This window comes from Maricaulis maris, assembly GCF_036322705.1.
GTDB classification, from domain to species: Bacteria; Pseudomonadota; Alphaproteobacteria; order Caulobacterales; family Maricaulaceae; genus Maricaulis; species Maricaulis maris_B.
The window spans coordinates 2,157,312-2,177,528 of sequence record NZ_AP027270.1 but is presented as its reverse complement, the minus strand read 5'-3'; the positions used below and the strand labels follow the sequence as shown (position 1 = coordinate 2,177,528).

Here is a 20,217-nt window from a genome sequence, read left to right as displayed (position 1 = left end):
CGTGGCGTCAGGCCTCGGATGGCCTGGCGAGCCCGGGCGTCTCAGCCCAAACGTCGTTGTCCTGACCCGCCGACTGCCAGGCTTGCAGAACCGTCTGCAGCGCTGCGATCATGGTCGGTTTGGGCAGGATGGCATCAAACAGCTCGGCAGGCAGGAGGCGGGCGCTGGCTTCCGCCTCGATTGCCGAGACGGCGACGATCCAGCTTCCGGTGCTGGCCGAATTGGTTCGTATCAGACGGGTCGCCGTGACCCCGTCCATCTCCGGCATCTGTATGTCCATGAAGATCAGGTCGAACGCCTGTTCGCCCGCGAGGCGCACCGCGTCCGCTCCGGAACTCGCCGTCTCGATGCTGACCTCGCCGCCAGCCAGCACCTGTTCCAGCAGGGCGCGCATCACGATGTGGTTGGTCGCGACATCATCAACCGACAGCACCCGGATCGGGCTGGACAGGTTCAGCGCCTGCGGACCGGGCCCGGCGGTCTCGGGCTCTGCCGCCAGCTGGCCGGGTTGCAGGGTCAGGGTGAGGGCAAATCGGCTGCCGCTGCCGGGCTGTGACGCGGCTTCAAGGTCGCCGCCCATCAACCGCGCCAGCCGGCGACTGATCGACAGGCCGAGACCGGTGCCGCCATAGCGGCGCGTGATCGAGGCGTCGGCCTGGTGGAAGGGCTCGAAGATCGTTTCCAGCTTGTCTGGCGAGATGCCGCTTCCGGTGTCGGTGACCGAGAGCGTGGTCAGCCAGCCATCGCTCGCCTCCGCGCGTGTCTGGCTAGCGCAGATGGTGATGCTGCCGCGGTCTGTGAATTTGAGGGCATTGGAAACAAGATTGTTGAGGATCTGGCGCAGCCGCAGTGGATCGCCCTTCAGGATGCCGGCCTCCAGACCGCCGGTATCGACATGCAGGTCGAGCGAGCGGCTTTCCGCTTCCGGGCGCCAGCTGGCAGCGGTCTTGTCGATCAGCTTGGCGAGGTCGAAATCCAGGACTTCGGCCACGACCTGCCCGGTCTCGATCTTCGACTGGTCGAGGATGTCATTGAGCAGTTCGAGCAGGGTGGCTCCGGACTCGCGGATCAGGTCCAGCCGCTCGGCCTGATCGGGTGCCAGACCGCCGACCCGGTGCATGACATCGGCCATGCCGAGGACGCCGTTGAGCGGGGTTCGGACTTCATGACCGACATTGGCGAGGAATTCACTCTTGCCGCGCTGCGCCGCAATGCTGTCCGCCAAGGCACGCGCCATGGATTCATTGGCCTCGCGCAACTGGGAATCGGCCAGCGCCTGCACCGAGCCGAAAACGGCGGCCGTGGCCACCAGCCAGACACAGGCAAAGGAGAGCGCGAATGCGATCGCGATGACGGGCAGGTCAGTCGAGCCGTCCCCGGTCAGCACGAAATAGCAAACGCTGGCGAACAGAACTCCGGCAGCCGGCACGGCCACCAGCAGAATGCGCGGTCCCCAGAACTGATAGAAACCCAGCAGGATGCAGGGCAGGTAGGCCAGGGCCGGCGGAATCGTCCCCCGATTTCCATAGACGGCGGCGGCATAGATGCCGACGCAGCAGACCGCGATCAGCGTCATTGTGACGGCGGGGCGTTTCAGGGCGACACCGATGAGGCCGCTGATGAGGAGTGTGACGCCTGCGATAGTCGTCAGTGCCAGCATGCCGGGGCGACCATCGCCGGTCGCCAGCAGGACGAGTGCATTGCCGACCGCAATCAGGCTCAACATGACCGAGAAGGTGATCGCGAGGCGAGCCCTCAGCGTCTGCTTGAGATCCCGGTGCGGCGCTTTGCCGATCAATCCGTCAATTGCAGTCCAGATAGTCAAGCAGCCCGTCTCCGGCAAAGAGGGCACGCTAGGCTTCTCATGGTTAAGAAAACCTCGCTCGCGGTGTCAGCGGCTAGTCGATCCGCCGGTACACCCCGTCGATCGGCAAGTCTTCGCCCATGGCGTTGACATAGCTCAGCATCACACCCACCAGCCGGTCCCAGTCATCGACCCGGCAATAGCCGCGTTCGGTCTCATGCTCGGTGACGTCATAGCGCTCGAGAATGGCGGCCTCGACATTCCGGCACTCCGGCGCGTGATAGGTCGCGACGCCACCGGGGAAGACCCGGATCAGGCCATAGCTCCAGTTCTCCTCATCGCGGCGCTGGGCGATGTAGAGACCATCGGCAATCTGTCTCAGGCGTGCACCGTCATGAGGAAAGCCCTCATCTCTGGAGACATAGCGGCCCCAGCTGCGATCAATCTGTCCGGTCCAGGCCGGCCGGTCGAACGGGGTCACGCCATCGGCGAGGTAGGGTGTGTGGCTATAGGTGCCGGTCTCGAGCGGGAAGTCGGCCTGACCGCGGCTGATCAGGGCGTCCTCCGAATAGAAGCAGCCGCCCAGAAGGGCGGCTGCCATGAAGATGACAAAAGCGGTGCGCACTAGGGCGTGGCTCCCGCAATCGGCTTGGTGGCCTTGATCAGCCAGTCGGCGACCTCGCCCTCGACCAGCGGCAGGACCTTCTCGCGCACCAGGGCGTGATAGCTGTCGAGCCAGGCGATCTCGTCGGCGCTCAGCATCGTGGTGTCGATCAGGCCCTTGTGGATCGGCGCGACGGTGAGGGTTTCAAAGCCCAGCATCGGACGTTCGCCACCGGGAATGTCCGCCGCCTCGGTGACAACCTGCAGGTTCTCGATCCGGATGCCGAACCCGTCTTCCTTGTAATAGCCCGGCTCGTTGGAGAGGATCATGCCCGGCTCCAGTGCAACCGCGTTGGGGGCCTTGGAGATCCGCTGCGGACCCTCGTGAACGCCCAGGAAACTGCCGACGCCATGGCCCGTGCCATGGTCATAGTCGAAGCCGGCCTGCCAGAGCGGGAAGCGGGCGAGGATGTCCAGCTGTGTTCCGGTCGTGCCCTTGGGGAAGCGCACCATGGAGAGTGCGATATGCCCTTTCAGGACCCGGGTATATTGCGCCGTCATCTCGGCCGTCGGGGTGCCGATCGGTACGGTCCGGGTGATGTCCGTGGTGCCGTCGGGATACTGGCCGCCGCTGTCGACGAGGAAGAGCGAGCCGGGGGCCAGTTTCAGGTTGGAGGCTTCCGACACGCGGTAGTGGGCAAAGGCGGCATTGCCCTGGGCACCGGAGATGGTGTCGAAGGACAGGTCGCGCAGTTCCGGCAATTCCTTGCGCAGGCTTTCCAGCTTCTGCGCCGCCTGGATTTCGTCGACCTCGCCGGACTGGGCCTCGGTGTCGAGCCAGTGCAAGAAGCGCGTGATCGCGCCGCCATCGCGGATATGCGCCTGGCGCGAGCCTTCCACTTCAGCCGGGTTCTTGGCCGCCTTCGGACGCATCACCGGATCCTCCAGCGATTGCACCTCGGCACCGCCGGCCTTGAGCGTCTCGAATACCCAGGCCGAGGCCGTGGTCGGATCGACGCGGACCTTCTTTCCGGACAGTTCGCCCAGAGCGGCACCGAGTTCGCCCTCGGGGCGGACCGCGATCTCATTGCCCAGATGGGCCCGGGTTTCATCGGTCAGCTTGTCGGGGTCGACGAAGAAGGTGGCCGTGCCGTCCTTGTTGATCAGTGCCGCCGAGAGCGGCAGCGGTGAGCGGGACACATCACCGCCGCGCACATTGAACAGCCAGGCGATGGAGGGCGGGGCGGTGATCACCGCAGCATCCGCGCCGCCACGCTCGATGGCGATGCCGATCCGCGTCCGCTTCGAGCTGTGTTCCTCACCGGAAAACTCGATCGGGTGCGGGATGATGTCGGCCTTGGGCGGGGCCGGTCGGTCGGTCCAGGCCACGTCGATCGGATTGTCGTCGACCGCGACCAGCTCGACACCGGCGCGCATCGCGGCGGTTTTCAGGAGCTCCAGCGCAGCAGGGCTGTGGAGGCGGGCGTCATAGCCGATCTTCTCGCCCTTGCGCGCATTGTCCTCGATCCAGCCATAAAGGCCCTGACCGACGAGATCGCACTGCTCGAACAGGCTCGGATCGGTCTGCTGGCGGCCTTGGGCGGTATAACGCCCATCGACCAGAAGCGCGGCGCGATCAAGCATGACAATCGCGGCACCGGCAGAGCCGGAGAAGCCGGTCGCCCACAGGAGCCGCTCATTGCAGTCCGGCAGGTATTCATTGTCATACTCGTCCTCATGCGGGACGAGGAAGCCATCCAGGCCAAGCGTTTTCAGCGCGGCACGCAGCTTGGGCAGATTGTTGCGGCCATAGTGCGGGCCGCCCTTAACGTCGAAAGTCTGGGATATCATTTGGGTCATGGCGGCAAGGTATGCTGGGCGCCGGGGCGGTTCAATGCCTGTCAGCAAGCCGCCTTCAGATGATCCCGACAGCCCCGGTTGACCGGCCATGCATTTGCGCAGTCCCGGCTTGCGGAAGCGGTGCTTCGCGGGCGCCGCAATCCATGGCTAAAGCCGCGTCAACCAATAAGGAGTTTCCCATGTTGTACGGGATTGACGACTGGCGCTCGATGAACGCCGCCGACATGCTGAACCGGTCGATGGACCGCACCCGCGAGCGCTCCGGCATCCGCCGCGTGGCCCGCAATACCGACGTCAACGCCTTCCTCGCCAGCTTTGGCGTCAAGGGAAAGCGGGCCTGATCAGGCGCTTCGGCCGGCCAGACGTTCGCGCAGGCCGGCCACTTCTCGGCGGCTGACCGGCACCGATGTGCCGTTGGTCAGTTCTAGCTGATAGCGGCTGCCGACCTCGCTGGTCAGCGCCTCGACATGCTCGAGATTGACGGCATGCGAGCGGTGAACACGCACAATGCCCGCCGGGAGCAGGTCGAGCAGAGCGCTCAGATTGCGATTGTCGAGATGGGTCGCACCGCTCCGCACATGCACCTCGGTGTAATTGCCGGCTGCGGCGAGGCGGACAATGTCCGGACAGGCCAAGCGTGTCAGGCGTCCGGTTGATTGTAGCGCGAGAACGGCGGGTGCTGCCGCCGGTTCGGGCTGGAGGAGGTCCGGCCAGCGAATGGCGGGCAGGGCCAGCAATCCCAGCACCAGCGCATAAATGGCTCGATCGATCAGGTCGGCCGGCAGGGCGAGCGCATAGGCGGGTATGATCGCAAGTCCCGCAGCCAATAATCGGGCCTGAGCGTCGCCGTGCCAGGCGATCCAGAAGGTGGCCGAGCCTGTGAGGCAGGCCGTCACCGCAGCGGATTTGGCGTCATAGCCGGTCATCGAAACGAGGGCGATCAGGGCGAAGAGGCCGGTCAGCCCCATCCAGATCGTTGCCGACCTGCCCGGCGCCGTCCAGCGCTGCTGGGCAAAGCGCAGAAGCGCCAAGCCGAAAACGGCAAGGCCGGTCAGGCTGAGCGCCTGGCGCGGTTGGTGCCAGTCATAGGGATAGTTGATCATGGCCCGGGAAATCTCGGCCGAGCCGGCCAGTGTCAGTCCGGCCAGCGCGAGCGTAAGCCAGAGACCTCGTTCATCCCCGATCCGCCATGACCGCAAGGCGAAGGCGAGCGCCAGTGCGACCAGTCCGGCGCCCAGAACGGTCAGTGGCAGATAGTAGCGCACGGGCCGTCTCGTCTCGGCGCTGTAAGGCATCACAAAGAGGGACTGGACCAGGCTGTACGGCGTGTAGCCGGCGCGGTGACTGGACAGGCGCATGAACAGTTGATTGCCGTCGGGCTCGATCAGCCGGGTGGGTACCGCGAACAGGCTGTCGATCGGGCCGGCCGTCTCGTTATTGCGGCTCGTGCCCGGCTGCCCTTTCTCGCCGATCCGCTCGCCATTGAACCAGAGTGTCGCCGAAAACGGGCCGGATGTGCTGACGGCCGGCGGCGGCCCGTCCCGGGAGATCGGCACGTCATCCCAGACCAGCCAGCCTGCTGCCTCGGGGCGTTCAATGGCACGATAGGCGACCGGTTCGCCGGCGGTCGGGGCAGACAGGACGGTGTCCAGTCCGATATCGGCGTTGAAATACCGGACCGTCTCCGGCGTGGTCACCTCCATTGTCGGCAGCGGCGCCATCAAAAGGGTGGCCAGCGCCAGCAGCGCCAGGCCGACGCTTTCGAGGCCAGGCCGCAGGTTCGCCATCGCTTTGAGCCATCCAGCCATGATTTGAGCCATTCATCCTTTTGTGCTGGGCGGGCACCCGACAGCGCGCCATGAGCGCCTCTTGCCGGGGGGCAAGTCAACAAGAGGAATACACTGCAGATGATTGGAAGTCTTTTGACCGCGAGTGCCGGAGCGGCAAGTCTCTGGCTCGGACTGACAGGTCAGGCCGCAACACCGGTTCTGGTCGACCGGGCGCAGGCCGCCTTCGATACCGTTGCGCAAACCTATCCCGCGCTCAATGCGACAGTGATGGTTGACGGCGAGATTGCCTGGGAGGCCGAGGGTGGCTTGTCCCGCGATGCGGCAGACGGCGTCACCGCTTCCTACAATGTCTACTCGGTCGCAAAAATGCTGACTGCACTGGCTTATGTCCGGCTGGCCGAGACCACCGGGCTCGACCTCGAAACGCCTGTGCTTGAGATCGATCCCGACCTGCCGGTGCACTATGACGGCGTCAGTTTGCGCGACCTGCTCGACCACCGAGCCGGGGTTCGCCACTACACCTCAAGGGAGGACTGGATCAGCTTTTCCGACCGCCGCTGCGTGACACCGGCGGACGCGCTGGATCATTTCATCGACGCGCCGCTGATTGCGCCGCCCGAGGGCGAGATTGCCTACAGCACTTACGGCTACGTCCTCCTGAGCCATCTCCTTGTGCTGCTCACAGGCGCCGACAGTTTTGACGCCGCCATGCAGTCAGTCCTCGGTGATACCTACCTGGCTCGCCGCGATGCCGCCGACGCGGAAAAGGCGGCAAACTGGGTCGATCTCGGCGACGGGCCGGAGATGATCGAGGGGCTGTCGGCCGAGTGCAAATTCGGAGCAGGTGGGCTGCTGGCCAGTTCACGGGAGCTGGCGGCGATGGGGGCCACCCTCGCGGCAGGCGAGATGGTTGACCTCAACGGCTGGTCGGACCTGCCGGGCCCCTGGGCCGGTTATGCCGAAAGCGCGGACCTTCATTATGCTGCCCATTCCGGCGGTTCGCCGGGCGGGCGGTCCTTTCTGCTCGTTTATGTCGAGCCACAGATATCCGTCGCGCTGACCGGCAATGCCGACAGCGAGAACTTGCAGGCGCTGTCTATTGAACTGGCTGATTTATTTGCCGGTTTCGACAACGAGACGAGAGAGGAATAGGCGCTCACGCCTTGCTGGCTACCAGCGTCTCCCAGCCTTCCAGCGGGTCCTGGCGGTGAACCGTCAGGCCCTCGGCCTCATAGGCTGCGCGAACCATGGCTTCCTGTTCGGTCAACAGGCCGGACAGGATGACCTTGCCACCGGGGGCGAGAATGCCGGCCACACCGGGTGCCAGTTCCACCAGTGGTCCGGCCAGGATGTTGGCGAAGACGAGATCAAACCGGCGACCGGCCAGCTTGGCGTGATCCAGACCCTCGGCGACGAAACAGTCGATGCCGGGGGTTTCGTTCTTCGTACAGTTTTCCGTACTTTCCTCGATCGCTTCCGGATCAATGTCCGAGGCGAGGACTTCGGCGTTCGGCAGGATCTTGGCTGCCGCGATGGCGAGCACCGCCGTGCCGCAACCCAGATCGAAGACGGTGTCCGGCTGTGCGCCCTCATCAAGCATCTGCGAGAAGGCGATCAGGCAGCCTCGTGTGGTGCCGTGATGTCCGGTGCCGAAGGCCGGCCCGGCCTCGATCTCGATACCGATCTGACCGGCCGCGACCGCCTCGCGGTCATGTGCGCCGAACAGGGTGAAGCGACCGGCATCGACCGGCTTGAGCCCTTGCAGCGACAGCCGCACCCAGTCCTCCTCGGGCAAGGGCCCGAACTCGACCAGGATATCCTCGGACAGGCCGGAGGCTGTGCGGAAGGCCGCTTCGTCCGGCATCGACTGGAACAGCACATCCAGACGGGCGCCATCGCTTTCCTCGAAGATTGCCCAGCTCAGCGCCACCGGCGGAAAGGCCTCGTCGAGCCGCTCGACGACGTCGGCGAGCGTGGCAAAGTCGGACAGGGCAGTCAGGCGCCAAAGCGTGGTCATGGGGGCAGTCTCCGGATCAGGCGGGCGGTGTGGACGCTGACGGCGCGGAAATCAAGCGGGGAGGGGTGTGGGGCAGAATGCTGTGGGTCCGGATAGGAGCGAAAGCTCGGGAGACTCCCTTGATTGTCATGCCAGCGGATGCGGCTGTCTCCCGGCAAGACAAACAAGGATGATTGGGCACGCTTGTGCCGAAGCGTTACTCCGCCTCCAGCGCCTCAACCAGCACGGCGCGGATCTCCTGCCAGGCCGGCGCGGTCGGATCGATCAGCTCGAAATGGCCGGCGTCCGGCAGTACAACATGGCGCACGGTGTCACCCCGCGCACCGGCGAGGATTGTGTAGCGCTCGCCGAGTACCGGCGGCACGATCGGATCAAGCTCACCGGAGATGATCACCTGATCGACCGCGATCGCGGCCATGGAGCCCGGCGAGACCTGGGCCATCAGCGCCCGCGTCTGGCCCTCAACCGGGCCGATGAGGCTATCGACCGTGTCCGGTTCGCCGCAGCGCCCCGGCCCGTGGGCGCGGTAATCGGCGAGATCATTGATCCCGGCCAGCGTCACGACCGTGCTCGGGATCAGCGGTTCTGCCCGCCAGGCCGCGCTGTCTTCCGGCAGGCCGCCGCGTGCCGCTGCCCACAGGGCCAGATGTCCGCCGGCGGAATGACCGGTGAGGACCAGCCGGTCAAGATCGAGCGGATAGTCCCCGGCGACGGCGCGGAGGTGATCCATCCCGTCGGCAATATCCTCGAAGGTGCCGGGCCAGCCACCCGTCTCATGTCCGATGCGGGCGTATTCGAGATTCCAGACCGCAATCCCGTGATCGCGCAGGTCGGCGGCGACATAGTCCTGCAGGATGGTGCCGGGAATCTGCGACAGCCAGCAGCCACCATGCACCATCGCCACCACCGGGAAGGGACCGTTCCCCTCGGGCATCCAGAGCTCGCCGAATTCCTGTTCGCCCTCGCCGAAGGCAATCCGCGCCGTCGCGGTCTCGCGCGGCCGGTCGAGGAGTTCGTTCCAGGCGATGGGTCGCGCGTCGGCGTGGGGGTCGGCGAAGGTGGGAGTCGATCCTGGCAGCGACTGGCAGGATGCGAGGGCGGTTGTGACCGCGAGGAGGACAGAAAGGCGATGCAGACGGAACATGGCGGCTCACAGGGTGGCTGGAGCGACAAACTTTCCGCGAAACGGGTGTTTTGTCATCGGACGAGCTGAGGATTTCTTCTCCGCGTGCGGAGACGTGGCCCGCCGCGACCCAAGATCTGTAAACGGGTGCGCTTGAAACGACTCTCTTTCCACCTGACCACGGTCATCCCCCGGATGAGCGCTGCGCGCTCCCCGTGGGATGACGGAGTGTGAGAGGGAGGGGCTGGAGTGCGATAGGTCCTTCCCGTGACGGGCAAGGTGCCCCGGATTTAATCCGGGGCGGACGGGGCGAGACGCGCCAGCATTGTGTCGTTGACGGTCTGTCACCCACTCCGTCTTGCCCTCACGGGCGATCCACCTCGCCCATCAAGGGCGAGGGCCTTCGGGGCCCTCTACGGCAATTCCCGCAGGAAGTTCTCGACCACCTTTTTCTCGCCGGCCTTGTCGAACTTCACCGTGTATTTCGACCCGTCGGCTTTCTTCACCGTGCCGTAGCCGAACTTGTCGTGGAAGACGCGGTCGCCGGCGCGCCAGGTTCCCTGTGTGTCGGAACCGCCGCTTTCGATCAGCGTGGCCTTGGCGTTGATGGTGGGCGGGGCGGACTTGCGGCCCGATTGCTGGTTGGCCTGATAGCGCTTCCAGCCGGGGCTGGAATAGCTCGAGGCCATGGCGTCGGGCTTCTGGCTGACGCTCTCAAAGCCTGGTCCGCCGTCATAATAGCCGGTCTCCGAGCGCGCCTCGACATGGTCGATCGGCATCTCGTCGATGAAGCGGGACGGGATGACGGTCTGCCAGCGGCCATAGATCATGCGATTGGCGGTGAAGGTGATGATGGCGCGTTCGCGGGCCCGGGTGATGCCGACATAGGCGAGGCGGCGTTCCTCCTCGAGCGAGCGCGTGCCGCCCTCGTCGAGCGAACGCTGCGACGGGAAGACGGTCTCTTCCCAGCCGGGCAGGAAGACGAGCGGGAATTCCAGACCCTTGGCGCCGTGCAGCGTCATCAGCGAGACTTCGTCCTCGTCCGGCTTGCGGTCGGCATCGGTCAAAAGGGCGACGTGTTCGAGATAGGCTTCCAGCGTGTCGTACTCGCCCATGGAGCGGACGAGCTCCTTGAGGTTCTCCAGCCGGCCGGCGGCCTGGGGGGTCTTGTCCTCGCGCCACATGGCGGTGTAGCCGCTTTCGTCGAGCACGATCTCGGCCAGCTCGTCGAGCCGGCTCTGCTCGGATTGTTCGCGCCAGCGCTCGATATCGCGCAGGAAAACCGAGAGCGCGGTGCGCGCCTTGCCGCGGATCTCGTCGGTGCCGAGCATGACCCGCGTTGCTTCCATCATCGGCACGGCCATGGCGCGGGCGGTCATGGCAATCTTCTGGACCGTGGTGTCACCAATGCCGCGCTTGGGTGTGTTGACGATGCGCTCGAAGGCGAGATCGTCCTCGGGCGAGCGGACCAGGCGCAGATAGGCATGGGCGTCGCGGACCTCGGCGCGCTCGAAGAAGCGCGGTCCGCCGATCACCTTGTAGGGCAGGCCCAGCATGATGAAGCGGTCTTCAAAGGCGCGCATCTGCCAGGCCGCGCGCACCAGCACGGCACTGTCGGAATAGGCGCGGCCACCGGAGACCCAGTTCTCGATCTCCTCGGCGACATAGCGGGCCTCGGCCTCGCCATCCCAGATGCCGCGGACCTGGACCTTCTCGCCATCGGCATCATCGGTCCACAGCGTCTTGCCGAGGCGCGAGCGATTGGCCGCGATCAAGCCCGAGGCGGCGCCCAGGATATGCGCGGTCGAGCGGTAATTGCGCTCCAGCCGGATCACCTCGGCGCCGGCGAAGTCCTTCTCGAAGCGCAGGATGTTGTCCACCTCGGCGCCGCGCCAGCCATAGATCGACTGGTCGTCATCGCCCACGCAGCAGATATTCCCGGTGCCCTGGGCCAGGAGGCGCAGCCAGAGATACTGGGCGACATTGGTGTCCTGGTACTCGTCGACGAGCAGGTAGCGGAACTTGTCGTGATAGAGTTTCAGGACATCCGGATTGTCCTTGAAGATGTGCAGCGTGTGGAGCAGAAGATCGCCGAAATCGGCGGCATTGAGCGTCTTCAGGCGGGCCTGGTAGATCTGATAGAGGTCCTGGCCACGCCCTTCGGCGAAGGCCCACTTGTCTCCCTCGCCAAGCTGGGCCGGCATCAGGCCGCGGTTTTTCCAGCCATCGATCAGGCTGGCGAGATGGCGCGGTGTCCAGCGCTTCTCATCGATATTCTCCGCCTGGATGATCTGCTTCATCAGGCGCAGCTGGTCGTCTGTGTCGAGAATGGTGAAGGAGGATTTCAGGTCCACAAGCTCGGCATGGCGGCGCAGGATCTGGGCCGAGACCGAGTGGAAGGTTCCCAGCCACGGCACGCCCTCGACCGCCTCGCCGATGATCTTGCCGACCCGTTCCTTCATCTCGCGCGCCGCCTTGTTGGTGAAGGTGACGGCAAGGATTTCCCACGGCCGGGCGCGACCGGTGGCGAGGATATGGGCGAGGCGGGTGGTCAGGACGCGGGTCTTGCCGGTGCCGGCGCCCGCCAGCACCAGGACCGGCCCGTCCATCGCTTCCACGGCCGCGCGCTGCTCGGCATTGAGCCCCTGAAGATAGGGCGTCGGCGGCGCGGGGCGCGCCATGTCGGAGATGGAAAGACCGGACATTGCAATCCAAAGCTAGTGCAAACTGATTCAGGTGCGCATACTGGACCGATTGGCGCCCGATCCCAAGGGAGGGATGTGTGATTGTTCGTTTTTTGTTCGCTTTGGGTTGGTGTTGAAACGCTGAGTGGTTGAATGGCCGGTCGGCCCCGGATCTGCGCCCGGCTTTCGCCGGGCTTCGTCCGGGGGGAATAAGCTGGGTTGATTGAAATCTCACACATCCATTTTTCCCGGACGCGCATAGCGCGATCCGGGACCGACGTTGGTTCAGTGAGCGGGCAGTCCATCCAAAAGGGTTTGCGTATGACGTCAGTGATACAAGTCAGTGTTACTCGAGACAGTATCTGCGCGGCGGAAGAGGCTGAGCTTTCACATTCCGAGTGTTTGACGCTCTCGCCGGTGCACTCCACCGAGGAGCTGCTTGTGAGTTTGGGGCGAGCCTTTGAACGACCAACCTACGGCATCTGGATAGTGATCGCCGGCCAGCGTGAGATTGGCATTCTGCTGGGGCAAGATGAGCCACTCTTCGGCGTGAACGGCGTTGAGTTGGGGGAACTGCCTCGTCGCCTGGATGGTGGCCTTCAAATTCATCTTCAGCTGAAGAGATACAGCCGATACGGCCTTGAGCAGGAATGTGCCCGTCTCGGCGCCGTGTCGGTGGAAAAGCTATGAGCTGTTTAGCAGCGGAGGTTTGGACAGGGGCGTGAGGGAGTGCGGCTTTCCCCCGCTCGCCGGCCCCGGATCTGCGCCCGGCTTTTGCCGGGCTTCGTCCGGGGGAAATGAGCTGGGTTGATTGAAATCACACACATCCATTTTTCCCGGACGCGCAAAGCGCGATCCGGGACCGACGTTGAGCTCACCATTCCAGAATAGGTTCAGTCTTCGAGGCGGGTGACCATCGGAATCTGTTCATCGAAGTCACCGCGGATCTCGAACCAGAGGTCTTTCCAACCGGGGTTCATCGCTTCGATCAGCGCGATCTTCCAGGCGCGTCGCCAGCGTTTGATGAGATATTCGCGGTGGGCAGCGGACTCGAAGCCGTCATGCCATTCGAACCAGCCGAGTTGCTTGATGCCGTATCGCTTGGTGTGGCCGGCGATCGCTCCTGTCCGGTGCTGCCAGGTCCGCCAGACCAGGTCTTTCGTGCGGCCGACATAGAGGGCGCCGTGCGGGCGGCTGAAGAGGATGTAGACAGCTTCTGGTGCCAGCATTGTCATGCAATTTATAATTGCATATAACTTCAGTAATCGCAATGAGGGCGTGTTCTGATCGTCCCGTCGGCCCCGGATCTGCACCCGGCTTTCGCCGGGCTTCGTCCGGGGGAAATGAGCTGGGTTGATTGAATTCACACACATCCATTTTTCCCGGACGCGCGCAGCGCGATCCGGGACCGACGTTGAGCTCACCATTCCAGAACGAATTCAGTCTTCGAGGCAGGTCACGATCGGAACCTGCTCATCAAAATCACCGCGGATCTCGAACCAGAGGTCTTTCCAACCGGGGTTCATCGCTTCGATCAGCGCGATCTTCCAGGCGCGTCGCCAGCGCTTGATGAGATACTCGCGGTGGGCAGCGGACTCGAAGCCGTCATGCCATTCGAACCAGCCGAGTTGCTTGATGCCGTATCGCTTGGTGTGGCCGGCGATCGCACCGGTTCGGTGTTGCCAGGTCCGCCAGACCAGGTCTTTCGTGCGTCCGACATAAAGCGCGCCTTTCGGGCGGCTGAAGAGAATGTAGACGGCTTCGGGTGCGAGCATTGTCATGCAATTTATAATTGCATATCACTTCAGATATCGCAATGAGGGCGTGTTCTGATCGTCCCGTCGGCCCCGGATCTGCACCCGGCTTTCGCCGGGCTTCGTCCGGGGGAAATAAGCTGGGTTGGTTGTAATCTCACACACCCATTTTTCCCGGACGCGCATAGCGCGATCCGGGACCGACTTTGGGCTTAACAATCCCGAACGACTTCAGTCTTCGAGGCGCGCGACGATCGGGACCTGTTCGTCGAAATCGCCGCACCATCCGGCTTCACCCGAACAGCGCATCCACATTGGCCTGGGCGGCTTCGTCGTCGAGTTCGTCGGCGGCGTCGCTATGGCCATTGATTGTGCCGGAGGCGGCGGCGATGAGCGGCTTGATCTCTTCGCTCGCGAGTTCCGCGATCCGGGCGCAGGCTTCGGGGTTGGTGGTTTCGCGCAGGACTTCCTGCGCCCGCTGGACCTCACCGTCGATCTGCAGGATCAGGGTTTCCAGATGCGCCCGCACGGCATTCGGCGCAGCGCGATAGGCAAGGATGGCGAGGTCCTTGTCCTTGAAGCTGGAGTTGGCGAAGTGGCTGGGATAGTCGGCGGGCGCCCACTCCAGCACGTCTTCGGCGCAGTCGGGCATGTCCGGCAACATTTCCATCAGCATCACCACCTCGTTGAAGTGGTTGAGATAGTCGGTCGCCAGCCCGGTATTGGGATTGATATTGGCCGCAAGCAAAGCCTCCGCCGTCAGCGGAGACTCGCCGATCACGGGGCGATCGGAGGCCAAATTGTCAAAGTCACCCAGTCCCATGACGCCACTTTACCCCGAACATTCTTTCCAGAGGGCTAACCCCGCGCCCGCCACAGCCACAGCGCTCCCCTCAGCGGTGCTCTTCCTCGCTGATCTCGGCCAGCCGACGGGCATAGGCTGCCTGCGCGTCGGCCTTGGTGATGACACCGGTTATCGCCTGGGCGTCCGAGCGTTCGCGAACGATGGCGCTGTCGATCTGCTCGGCATCGAGGACAGCGAATGCCCGGCCGAGTGTGTCGTCCTCATAGACGCAGGTGCCGTCCGGCATGGTCGATTTGCCCCAGTCACCCAGCGGTTCCATGACGTCGCGGACGCGCACCATCTGCAGCACCAGGCGGCTGGCGCCGCCGGCAATGTCATAGCCGCGGCGGCGCATTTGCAACTGGAACAGCGAGCCGCCCAGGGTCGACTGCGACAGCACGGTGGCCAGCGAGACGGCGACCAGAACGGCGACCGAGGCTTCGTAGCTGGTGGTCAGCTCGAACACGATCAGCGTTGTCGAGAGCGGTGCGCCGAGGACGGCCCCGGCGACCGCGCCCATGCCGATGACGGCGAAGAAGCCGGGGCCGGCCGTCTGGTCACCGGCGAGGACGGCGAGCCCGATCCCGAAGGCCGAGCCCAGCATGGCGCCGAGATAGAGCGAGGGCGAGAAGACGCCGCCGGCAAAGCGGCAGGCCAGCGAGATCACGGTTGCGAGTGTCTTCAGCGCGATCAGCAGGATCAGCAGGCCGAAGGTGTATTCGGTCGCCAGCGCGTTCGAGGTTGCCTCATAGCCGACGCCGAGAATCTCCGGTGCCATCAGCGCGATCAGTCCGATCGCCAGCCCGCCCGGGATCGGCAATAGCCAGCTTGGCAGGTGGATTTTCTCCATCCAGCCGGCAAACAGGAGCGGCAGATGGATCGTGCCGCGATTGAACAGGATGGCGAGGCCGGCGGCGGCGACGCCCAGCAGGGCGGCGGCCGGGAAGTCCCACAGGCTGGCGGCGGCCATCTCGGGGACCCCGAAGACAGGCGCCTGCCCGAAATGGAAGCGCACGATCAGCGCGCCGACCACACTGGCGGTGGCCACCGGGGCGATCGAGCGCAGGGCGTAGTGGCCGAGCACCACCTCGAAGGCGAACAGGGCGCCGGCGACGGGCGCGTTGAAGCTGGCCGAAACCGCGGCGGCGGCGCCGCAGGCCAGCAGGATCCGTGAGCCGCGCGCTGCCATGCCGAAGCGGCTGCCGATGAAGGAGGCCAGGGTGGCGCCGAGATGGACGGCCGGACCTTCGCGCCCGGCACTGGCCCCGCCGCCGAGCGAGATCGCCGACATCAGCGCCGAATAGAGACCGGAGCGGATATCGATGCGTCCGGCTTTCACGGCGCGCGCCTCCAGCACATCAGCCACGCCCAGCCCGCGCCCGTCCGGCGACAGGCCGAAACGACGACCGATCCCGAGCATGGCCGCGATGATGAAGCCGGTGATGACGGGGATCAGGACAAGGCGCCAGGCCGGCAGGCCGGCCGCCGTGCTGGCCAGTCTCTCCTCGGTGGCGCCAAAGGCGAATTGCTCGACCCAGCCGATCCCGAGGCGCAGCCCGAGGGTCGCGTAGCCGGCGCAGATGCCGACCGCGATGGCCAGACCCCAAAGGGCCGGCCCGCGTCCATCGCGAAAGGCCTGTCCGATCCGGCTGATCACATCGTCCCGCCTGACAGAGTTAATCCTGTCCCCGGTTTGGCGCGGGTCGCGGGATGTGGTCAAGCGACGGAGTGCTGATCCCGGTCCTGCCGCAGCCGTCAGACGGCGGGTGGCAAGGTCTTCAATCGCTGCTAGGCTGGGTGAAACATGGGGATTTGCAAATGAAATTGATCGCCGCACTTTTGCTGGCCAGCCCGTTTGTCCTGGCCGTACCGGCCCCGGTCGAGGCCCAGGCTAGCGGGCATGACAGCACCTATACCCGCCTGTTCGAGGATTGCGCCGAGACGCCTTTCGATGATGAACCGGTGGTTCGCATCGACTGCCCGGGCCTGCCCGGCTGGCCGGTGGTGGTGCTGGCGGCGGAGCATGGCGCGGTGGTGGCATTCTCCGAGCGTGGCATCGAGGCACAATGGCAGGAACGGCCGCCGATCGGCGGCATTTTCGTCAATATCGGACCGGTGCTGGAATGGCGGCTCGACGGAGCGGGTGCGCCGATCGCAACGATCCTTCGCTATCGCTACGAAGCCTGGAATGAGGACGGCAACGGCACCCACACTGCGTCCCAGTATCTGGCCGTAGCTGCGCTCCGCGAAGGCGCGGACCCGGGCGCGTGTCATGTGGCCTATGTCGAGGCGGGGCAACAGCCGGACGCCAATGTGATTGCGCGCCAGGCGGCCGACTATCTGGCGCCGGACTGGCAATGCGGTGTGGATGCGCCGATCATCTTCAGTCTCGACAGCGAATATGATGTCCTGACGATCGCCGCCCAGAGACGGCCCGGTCACTAGGACGCGATGGCCAGAGCCTGGCTACCAGAGCCCGGCTACCAGAGCCCGGCTATCGGGCGCGCTCAGTCGCGCGTTTCGCGGAGCCGGTTGAGGATCCAGACCCGGACGGATGAGGCCAGCGGTTCGTCCCCCCGCATGGCGTCGATCTCGCCAACGAGGCTGGCGAGAGAACGGCCTTCGGCTCGGGCCAGGCGGTCCATCTCGCTCCAGAAGTCGGGCTCGAGCGAGATTGAGGTCCGGTGACCGGCCAGGGAGATTGAACGCTTGATCAGGGGCATGGCCGAAAGGTCGTGTGTCCGGTCCCGATTGGCAAGCCTTGAGCGATGCACGGGCGGCGGTTTGGTGTTGTGGCGACCATTTTGCCACCTGGGCGGGCGCTGGCGTAACCGTTTGCACCACAGCCGAGCAGCGCCGGCCCACCCGCCAACCCAAAGCGCGGGCCTTGCCGCAACTTCGTCTTGACCGGAACAAAGCGGCGGGCTGATCATGCCGGCGAACCGATCAGTCACACTGGCAGCCGGTCAGGCCCGGCCCCATGTAAAACCGATGGTGATGTTGGAGATTTCCGCCCGATGCTGCGGTGGTACAAGCCCGTTCCGTTTTCAAAGCTGCGCGTCAAGGACGTCCCGGATCTGCCAGGAGTCTACGTCCTACTGCGCGATCCCGACGACATCTCCAGTGTCCTGAAGATCGGCCCGGCGCGGTCCCTCCGGGACATGTTCGAGCGTGAACTGGCGATCCCGGACAAGGGACGGGGCCTGTGTCCGCAGGCCATGCTGTTCGCGGAAACCTGGGCCGATGCCGAGGAGGCGCAGCGCCTCATCCTTGCCTACAAGCGCAAGCATGGCCGGGCGCCGGTAATGAACTCGCCGTACTAGGCGTCGCTGTCGGGATCCGGATCCCGGGCATCGCGCTTCTTGCCATCCAGCTCGGCCTGCAGACGGGCGGCGTCGGTCGCCGCCGCGTCACGCAGGGCCTTGGGCGTGCCATGCAGGACCCGATTGGACGCGGCGACCTCCGCCTTGTCCTTGCGGGCCTTCTGCTTGCGATATTGGCGCAGGTTGACGGGTTTGGTCATGGCCGCCCTTTCGGTGCACCGCGACCGAGAGCCGATGATCAGCCCTTCGGCCCGATCATTTTCTCCGGGCGTACGATCTCGTCAAACTGTTCGCCGGTGACAAAGCCCAGCTTGACCGCTTCCTCGCGCAGCGTGGTGCCGTTCTTGTGCGCGGTCTTGGCGACGATGGTGGCGTTGTCATAGCCGATGGTCGAGTTGAGCGCGGTCACCAGCATCAGCGAGCGTTCCATCAGGGCGCGGATATTGTCCTCGCGGGCCTGGATGCCGACCACGCACTTGTCGGTGAAGGTGTTGGCGGCGTCAGCCAGCAAGCGGATCGACTGCAGCACATTGTAGATGATGACGGGTTTGAAGACATTGAGCTCGAAATGGCCCTGGCTGCCGGCGAAGCTGACGGTGGTGTTATTGCCCATCACCTGGGCGCAGACCATGGTCATCGCCTCGCACTGGGTCGGATTGACCTTGCCCGGCATGATCGACGAGCCCGGCTCGTTCTCCGGCAGGGCGAGCTCGCCCAGCCCCGAGCGCGGGCCGGAGCCCAGCAGGCGGATGTCATTGGCGATCTTGAACAGGGAGACGGCGGCGGAGTTGAGCGTTCCGTGGGCCTCGACCAGCGCGTCCTTGGTGGCCAGCGCCTCGAACTTGTTCGGCGCGGTGACGAAGTCCAGCTTGGTCAGGGCCGCGACTTCCTCGGCGAAGGCCTCGGCGAAGCCGACAGGGGTGTTGAGCCCGGTGCCGACAGCGGTACCGCCCTGTGCCAGCTCCATCAGCGCCGGCAGGGCGCCCTCGATGCGACGGATCGCATTGCCGACCATGGCGACATAGCCGGAGAACTCCTGGCCCAGCGTCAGAGGCGTCGCATCCTGCAAATGGGTCCGGCCGATCTTGATGATGTCCTTGAACGCATTCGCCTTGTCGTTGAGTGCCCCGTGCAGCTTGTGCAGGGCCGGCAGGAGGGAGTGCGAGATCTCTTCGGCGGCGGCGATATGCATCGCCGTCGGGAAGGTGTCGTTCGACGACTGTGAGCGGTTTACGTGGTCGTTCGGGTGGATCGGATCCTTCGAGCCGACCACCCCGCCGAGCATCTGGATGGCGCGGTTGGAGACCACCTCATTGGTGTTCATGTTGGACTGGGTGCCGGAGCCGGTTTGCCAGACAGACAAGGGGAAATGGCTGTTCAGCTTGCCCTCGGCAACTTCCAGCGCGGCGGCGGCAATGGCATCGGCCTCTCGCTCGTCCATATTGCCCATTTTCTTGTTGGCGAGCGCGGCCGAACGCTTGACGATTCCGAGCGCCCGGATCAGCGGAACCGGCATGGTCTCGACGCCGATCGGGAAGTTGATCAGGGAGCGGGCTGTCTGCGCGCCGAAGAGTTTGTCGGCGGGGACTTCAAGCGGGCCAAAGCTGTCGGTTTCGGTGCGCATCTCGCTCATCAGGGGAGGCTCCTTGCAGCGCCATGGGCGCGGGTCGATGATGGTGACGGTTGATTCGAACGTGTATCACTCGCACATGATCGATCAAGATGATGATGCGCCTTGCCGGGGGCAATGGCGCGAAACCGGGTTGGCAAACGGCCGAGCAGCTGTCGGGAAGGTTCAGGCGAACATGTCTGGCGACGAACTCAATCTGCGCGTTGACGCGCTGACGACCCAGTCGGGACGTTTCAAGTCGCTGATTGGCGAGTTCTTCCGGCTTGAGTTCAAGCGCGCCCGCCCGAAATGGGGACCTTACGAGGTCTGCATCGAGATCGCCCATGCGCGCGACACCTCCAGTCAGGACGTGGATCGGGTTGCCAAGGCCGTGCTCGATGCGCTGACCGGTGTCGTCTTTCATGATGACAGCCAGGTCGAGCGCCTGCTGGTGACCAAGGTCGAAGGCGATGGGCCGCGTATCGCCGTGACGGCGCGTCCGATGAAGCCGGTCCGGATCCTGGAAGACGCCTAGCTGTCGTCCGACGGCTTGTGCAGCCAGGCCAACGCTTCCTCTGTCGTTGTGAAGCTTTTGAAGTCCTGCATGTAGTCCTTGCCGGGCATGAGCTCCCAGACCGAGATGATGCTGCGGCTCAGATCATTCGGAACGACCCAGGCGATCCGCTCGCGGCGGGTGCGCAAGCTCTGCGTCGCTTCCAGGTGAGGCAGGATATTCTCGGCCAGAACCGCCATGTCGATCTCGCCGAGGTCGACATTATAATCCACTTCGACAAGTCGAGGCTTGC

General features: G+C 64.6%; 21 protein-coding genes. 6 read left to right on the top strand and 15 right to left on the bottom strand.

Annotated elements, in window-relative coordinates; all coding sequences use genetic code 11:
* Positions 1-7: 7 nt before the first annotated feature.
* From AAA969_RS10355 to AAA969_RS10345, 3 genes are all read right to left on the bottom strand, one after another.
* Positions 8-1,825, bottom strand: coding sequence for an ATP-binding protein (locus AAA969_RS10355; RefSeq protein ID WP_338245955.1), 1,818 nt, complete (start codon positions 1,823-1,825; stop codon positions 8-10).
* A gap of 73 nt (positions 1,826-1,898) precedes the next feature.
* Entirely contained in the window at positions 1,899-2,429 is a 531-nt protein-coding gene (locus AAA969_RS10350) for a hypothetical protein (protein ID WP_338245954.1), read from the bottom strand.
* Entirely contained in the window at positions 2,429-4,267 is a 1,839-nt protein-coding gene (locus tag AAA969_RS10345) for an aminopeptidase P family protein (RefSeq protein WP_338245953.1), read from the bottom strand. The genes AAA969_RS10350 and AAA969_RS10345 overlap by 1 nt, the downstream gene beginning before the upstream one ends.
* 179 nt (positions 4,268-4,446) lie before the next feature.
* Here AAA969_RS10345 and AAA969_RS10340 point away from each other — a divergent pair, with 179 nt between their 5' ends.
* Positions 4,447-4,608, top strand: a complete 162-nt coding sequence (locus AAA969_RS10340; RefSeq protein ID WP_338245952.1) for a hypothetical protein — start codon at positions 4,447-4,449, stop codon at positions 4,606-4,608.
* Here the strand turns inward: AAA969_RS10340 and AAA969_RS10335 are convergent, their stop codons facing one another.
* A complete protein-coding gene (locus AAA969_RS10335) occupies positions 4,609-6,075 on the bottom strand; it encodes a LytTR family DNA-binding domain-containing protein (RefSeq protein WP_338245951.1) in 1,467 nt (488 codons plus the stop codon).
* 99 nt (positions 6,076-6,174) lie between these two features.
* Here AAA969_RS10335 and AAA969_RS10330 point away from each other — a divergent pair, with 99 nt between their 5' ends.
* Positions 6,175-7,209: a serine hydrolase domain-containing protein gene (locus AAA969_RS10330; RefSeq protein ID WP_338245950.1), complete on the top strand. Its 1,035-nt coding sequence runs from the start codon at positions 6,175-6,177 to the stop codon at positions 7,207-7,209.
* A 4-nt stretch (positions 7,210-7,213) separates the two neighbouring features.
* Here the strand turns inward: AAA969_RS10330 and AAA969_RS10325 are convergent, their stop codons facing one another.
* From AAA969_RS10325 to AAA969_RS10315, 3 genes are all read right to left on the bottom strand, one after another.
* A complete protein-coding gene (locus AAA969_RS10325) occupies positions 7,214-8,074 on the bottom strand; it encodes a 50S ribosomal protein L11 methyltransferase (RefSeq protein WP_338245949.1) in 861 nt (286 codons plus the stop codon).
* A gap of 196 nt (positions 8,075-8,270) precedes the next feature.
* Positions 8,271-9,218 carry an alpha/beta hydrolase family protein gene (locus AAA969_RS10320; RefSeq protein ID WP_338245948.1) on the bottom strand — a complete coding sequence of 316 codons (948 nt, stop codon included), beginning with the start codon at positions 9,216-9,218 and terminating at the stop codon, positions 8,271-8,273.
* Positions 9,219-9,610: 392 nt separating this feature from the next.
* Positions 9,611-11,902, bottom strand: a complete 2,292-nt coding sequence (locus AAA969_RS10315; RefSeq protein ID WP_338245947.1) for an ATP-dependent helicase — start codon at positions 11,900-11,902, stop codon at positions 9,611-9,613.
* 300 nt (positions 11,903-12,202) lie between these two features.
* On the opposite strand from AAA969_RS10315, the gene AAA969_RS10310 reads away from it, so the two are divergent.
* A complete protein-coding gene (locus AAA969_RS10310; RefSeq protein WP_338245946.1) occupies positions 12,203-12,571 on the top strand; it encodes a hypothetical protein in 369 nt (122 codons plus the stop codon).
* Positions 12,572-12,774: 203 nt separating this feature from the next.
* Here AAA969_RS10310 and AAA969_RS10305 read toward each other — a convergent pair whose 3' ends face one another.
* The 4 genes from AAA969_RS10305 to AAA969_RS10290 form a co-directional block, all read right to left on the bottom strand.
* On the bottom strand, positions 12,775-13,254 hold the full coding sequence (locus AAA969_RS10305; RefSeq protein WP_338245944.1) for a GIY-YIG nuclease family protein: 480 nt from the start codon (positions 13,252-13,254) through the stop codon (positions 12,775-12,777).
* Positions 13,255-13,320: 66 nt separating this feature from the next.
* On the bottom strand, positions 13,321-13,662 hold the full coding sequence (locus tag AAA969_RS10300) for a GIY-YIG nuclease family protein (protein WP_338245943.1): 342 nt from the start codon (positions 13,660-13,662) through the stop codon (positions 13,321-13,323).
* A gap of 265 nt (positions 13,663-13,927) precedes the next feature.
* Entirely contained in the window at positions 13,928-14,413 is a 486-nt protein-coding gene (locus AAA969_RS10295) for a hypothetical protein (protein ID WP_425325053.1), read from the bottom strand.
* Between the two features lie 115 nt (positions 14,414-14,528).
* On the bottom strand, positions 14,529-16,136 hold the full coding sequence (locus tag AAA969_RS10290) for a chloride channel protein (RefSeq protein WP_338245941.1): 1,608 nt from the start codon (positions 16,134-16,136) through the stop codon (positions 14,529-14,531).
* Positions 16,137-16,297: 161 nt separating this feature from the next.
* Here AAA969_RS10290 and AAA969_RS10285 point away from each other — a divergent pair, with 161 nt between their 5' ends.
* Positions 16,298-16,924: a hypothetical protein gene (locus tag AAA969_RS10285; RefSeq protein WP_338245940.1), complete on the top strand. Its 627-nt coding sequence runs from the start codon at positions 16,298-16,300 to the stop codon at positions 16,922-16,924.
* 62 nt (positions 16,925-16,986) lie between these two features.
* On the opposite strand, the gene AAA969_RS10280 is transcribed toward AAA969_RS10285, so the two are convergent.
* Entirely contained in the window at positions 16,987-17,202 is a 216-nt protein-coding gene (locus AAA969_RS10280) for a ribbon-helix-helix domain-containing protein (protein WP_338245939.1), read from the bottom strand.
* 294 nt (positions 17,203-17,496) lie between these two features.
* On the opposite strand from AAA969_RS10280, the gene AAA969_RS10275 reads away from it, so the two are divergent.
* Complete coding sequence (locus AAA969_RS10275; protein WP_338245938.1) at positions 17,497-17,802, top strand: hypothetical protein; 306 nt, start codon at positions 17,497-17,499, stop codon at positions 17,800-17,802.
* Here the strand turns inward: AAA969_RS10275 and AAA969_RS10270 are convergent.
* Positions 17,799-18,002: a DUF4169 family protein gene (locus tag AAA969_RS10270; protein ID WP_338245937.1), complete on the bottom strand. Its 204-nt coding sequence runs from the start codon at positions 18,000-18,002 to the stop codon at positions 17,799-17,801. The genes AAA969_RS10275 and AAA969_RS10270 overlap by 4 nt on opposite strands.
* A 38-nt stretch (positions 18,003-18,040) precedes the next feature.
* Positions 18,041-19,435, bottom strand: coding sequence for a class II fumarate hydratase (gene fumC / locus AAA969_RS10265; protein WP_338245936.1), 1,395 nt, complete (start codon positions 19,433-19,435; stop codon positions 18,041-18,043).
* A 172-nt stretch (positions 19,436-19,607) separates the two neighbouring features.
* Between fumC and AAA969_RS10260 the strand changes: the two genes are divergently transcribed.
* Positions 19,608-19,946 (top strand): RusA family crossover junction endodeoxyribonuclease, encoded by a 339-nt coding sequence (locus AAA969_RS10260; RefSeq protein WP_338245935.1) that lies wholly within the window; start codon positions 19,608-19,610, stop codon positions 19,944-19,946.
* On the opposite strand, the gene AAA969_RS10255 is transcribed toward AAA969_RS10260, so the two are convergent.
* Complete coding sequence (locus tag AAA969_RS10255) at positions 19,943-20,197, bottom strand: hypothetical protein (protein WP_338245934.1); 255 nt, start codon at positions 20,195-20,197, stop codon at positions 19,943-19,945. The genes AAA969_RS10260 and AAA969_RS10255 overlap by 4 nt on opposite strands.
* Positions 20,198-20,217: the final 20 nt, after the last annotated feature.

Bases quoted from the DNA above. Each gene is read 5' to 3' on its own strand.
- AAA969_RS10345 (WP_338245953.1), bottom strand. From the start codon at position 4,267: ATGACCCAAATGATATCCCAGACTTTCGACGTTAAGGGCGGCCCGCAC.
- AAA969_RS10340 (WP_338245952.1), top strand. From the start codon at position 4,447: ATGTTGTACGGGATTGACGACTGGCGCTCGATGAACGCCGCCGACATG.
- AAA969_RS10335 (WP_338245951.1), bottom strand. From the start codon at position 6,075: ATGGCTGGATGGCTCAAAGCGATGGCGAACCTGCGGCCTGGCCTCGAA.
- AAA969_RS10330 (WP_338245950.1), top strand. From the start codon at position 6,175: ATGATTGGAAGTCTTTTGACCGCGAGTGCCGGAGCGGCAAGTCTCTGG.
- AAA969_RS10325 (WP_338245949.1), bottom strand. From the start codon at position 8,074: ATGACCACGCTTTGGCGCCTGACTGCCCTGTCCGACTTTGCCACGCTC.
- AAA969_RS10320 (WP_338245948.1), bottom strand. From the start codon at position 9,218: ATGTTCCGTCTGCATCGCCTTTCTGTCCTCCTCGCGGTCACAACCGCC.
- AAA969_RS10315 (WP_338245947.1), bottom strand. From the start codon at position 11,902: ATGTCCGGTCTTTCCATCTCCGACATGGCGCGCCCCGCGCCGCCGACG.
- AAA969_RS10310 (WP_338245946.1), top strand. From the start codon at position 12,203: ATGACGTCAGTGATACAAGTCAGTGTTACTCGAGACAGTATCTGCGCG.
- AAA969_RS10305 (WP_338245944.1), bottom strand. From the start codon at position 13,254: ATGTGTGTGAATTCAATCAACCCAGCTCATTTCCCCCGGACGAAGCCC.
- AAA969_RS10300 (WP_338245943.1), bottom strand. From the start codon at position 13,662: ATGACAATGCTCGCACCCGAAGCCGTCTACATTCTCTTCAGCCGCCCG.
- AAA969_RS10285 (WP_338245940.1), top strand. From the start codon at position 16,298: ATGAAATTGATCGCCGCACTTTTGCTGGCCAGCCCGTTTGTCCTGGCC.
- AAA969_RS10280 (WP_338245939.1), bottom strand. From the start codon at position 17,202: ATGCCCCTGATCAAGCGTTCAATCTCCCTGGCCGGTCACCGGACCTCA.
- AAA969_RS10275 (WP_338245938.1), top strand. From the start codon at position 17,497: ATGCTGCGGTGGTACAAGCCCGTTCCGTTTTCAAAGCTGCGCGTCAAG.
- AAA969_RS10270 (WP_338245937.1), bottom strand. From the start codon at position 18,002: ATGACCAAACCCGTCAACCTGCGCCAATATCGCAAGCAGAAGGCCCGC.
- fumC (WP_338245936.1), bottom strand. From the start codon at position 19,435: ATGAGCGAGATGCGCACCGAAACCGACAGCTTTGGCCCGCTTGAAGTC.
- AAA969_RS10260 (WP_338245935.1), top strand. From the start codon at position 19,608: ATGTCTGGCGACGAACTCAATCTGCGCGTTGACGCGCTGACGACCCAG.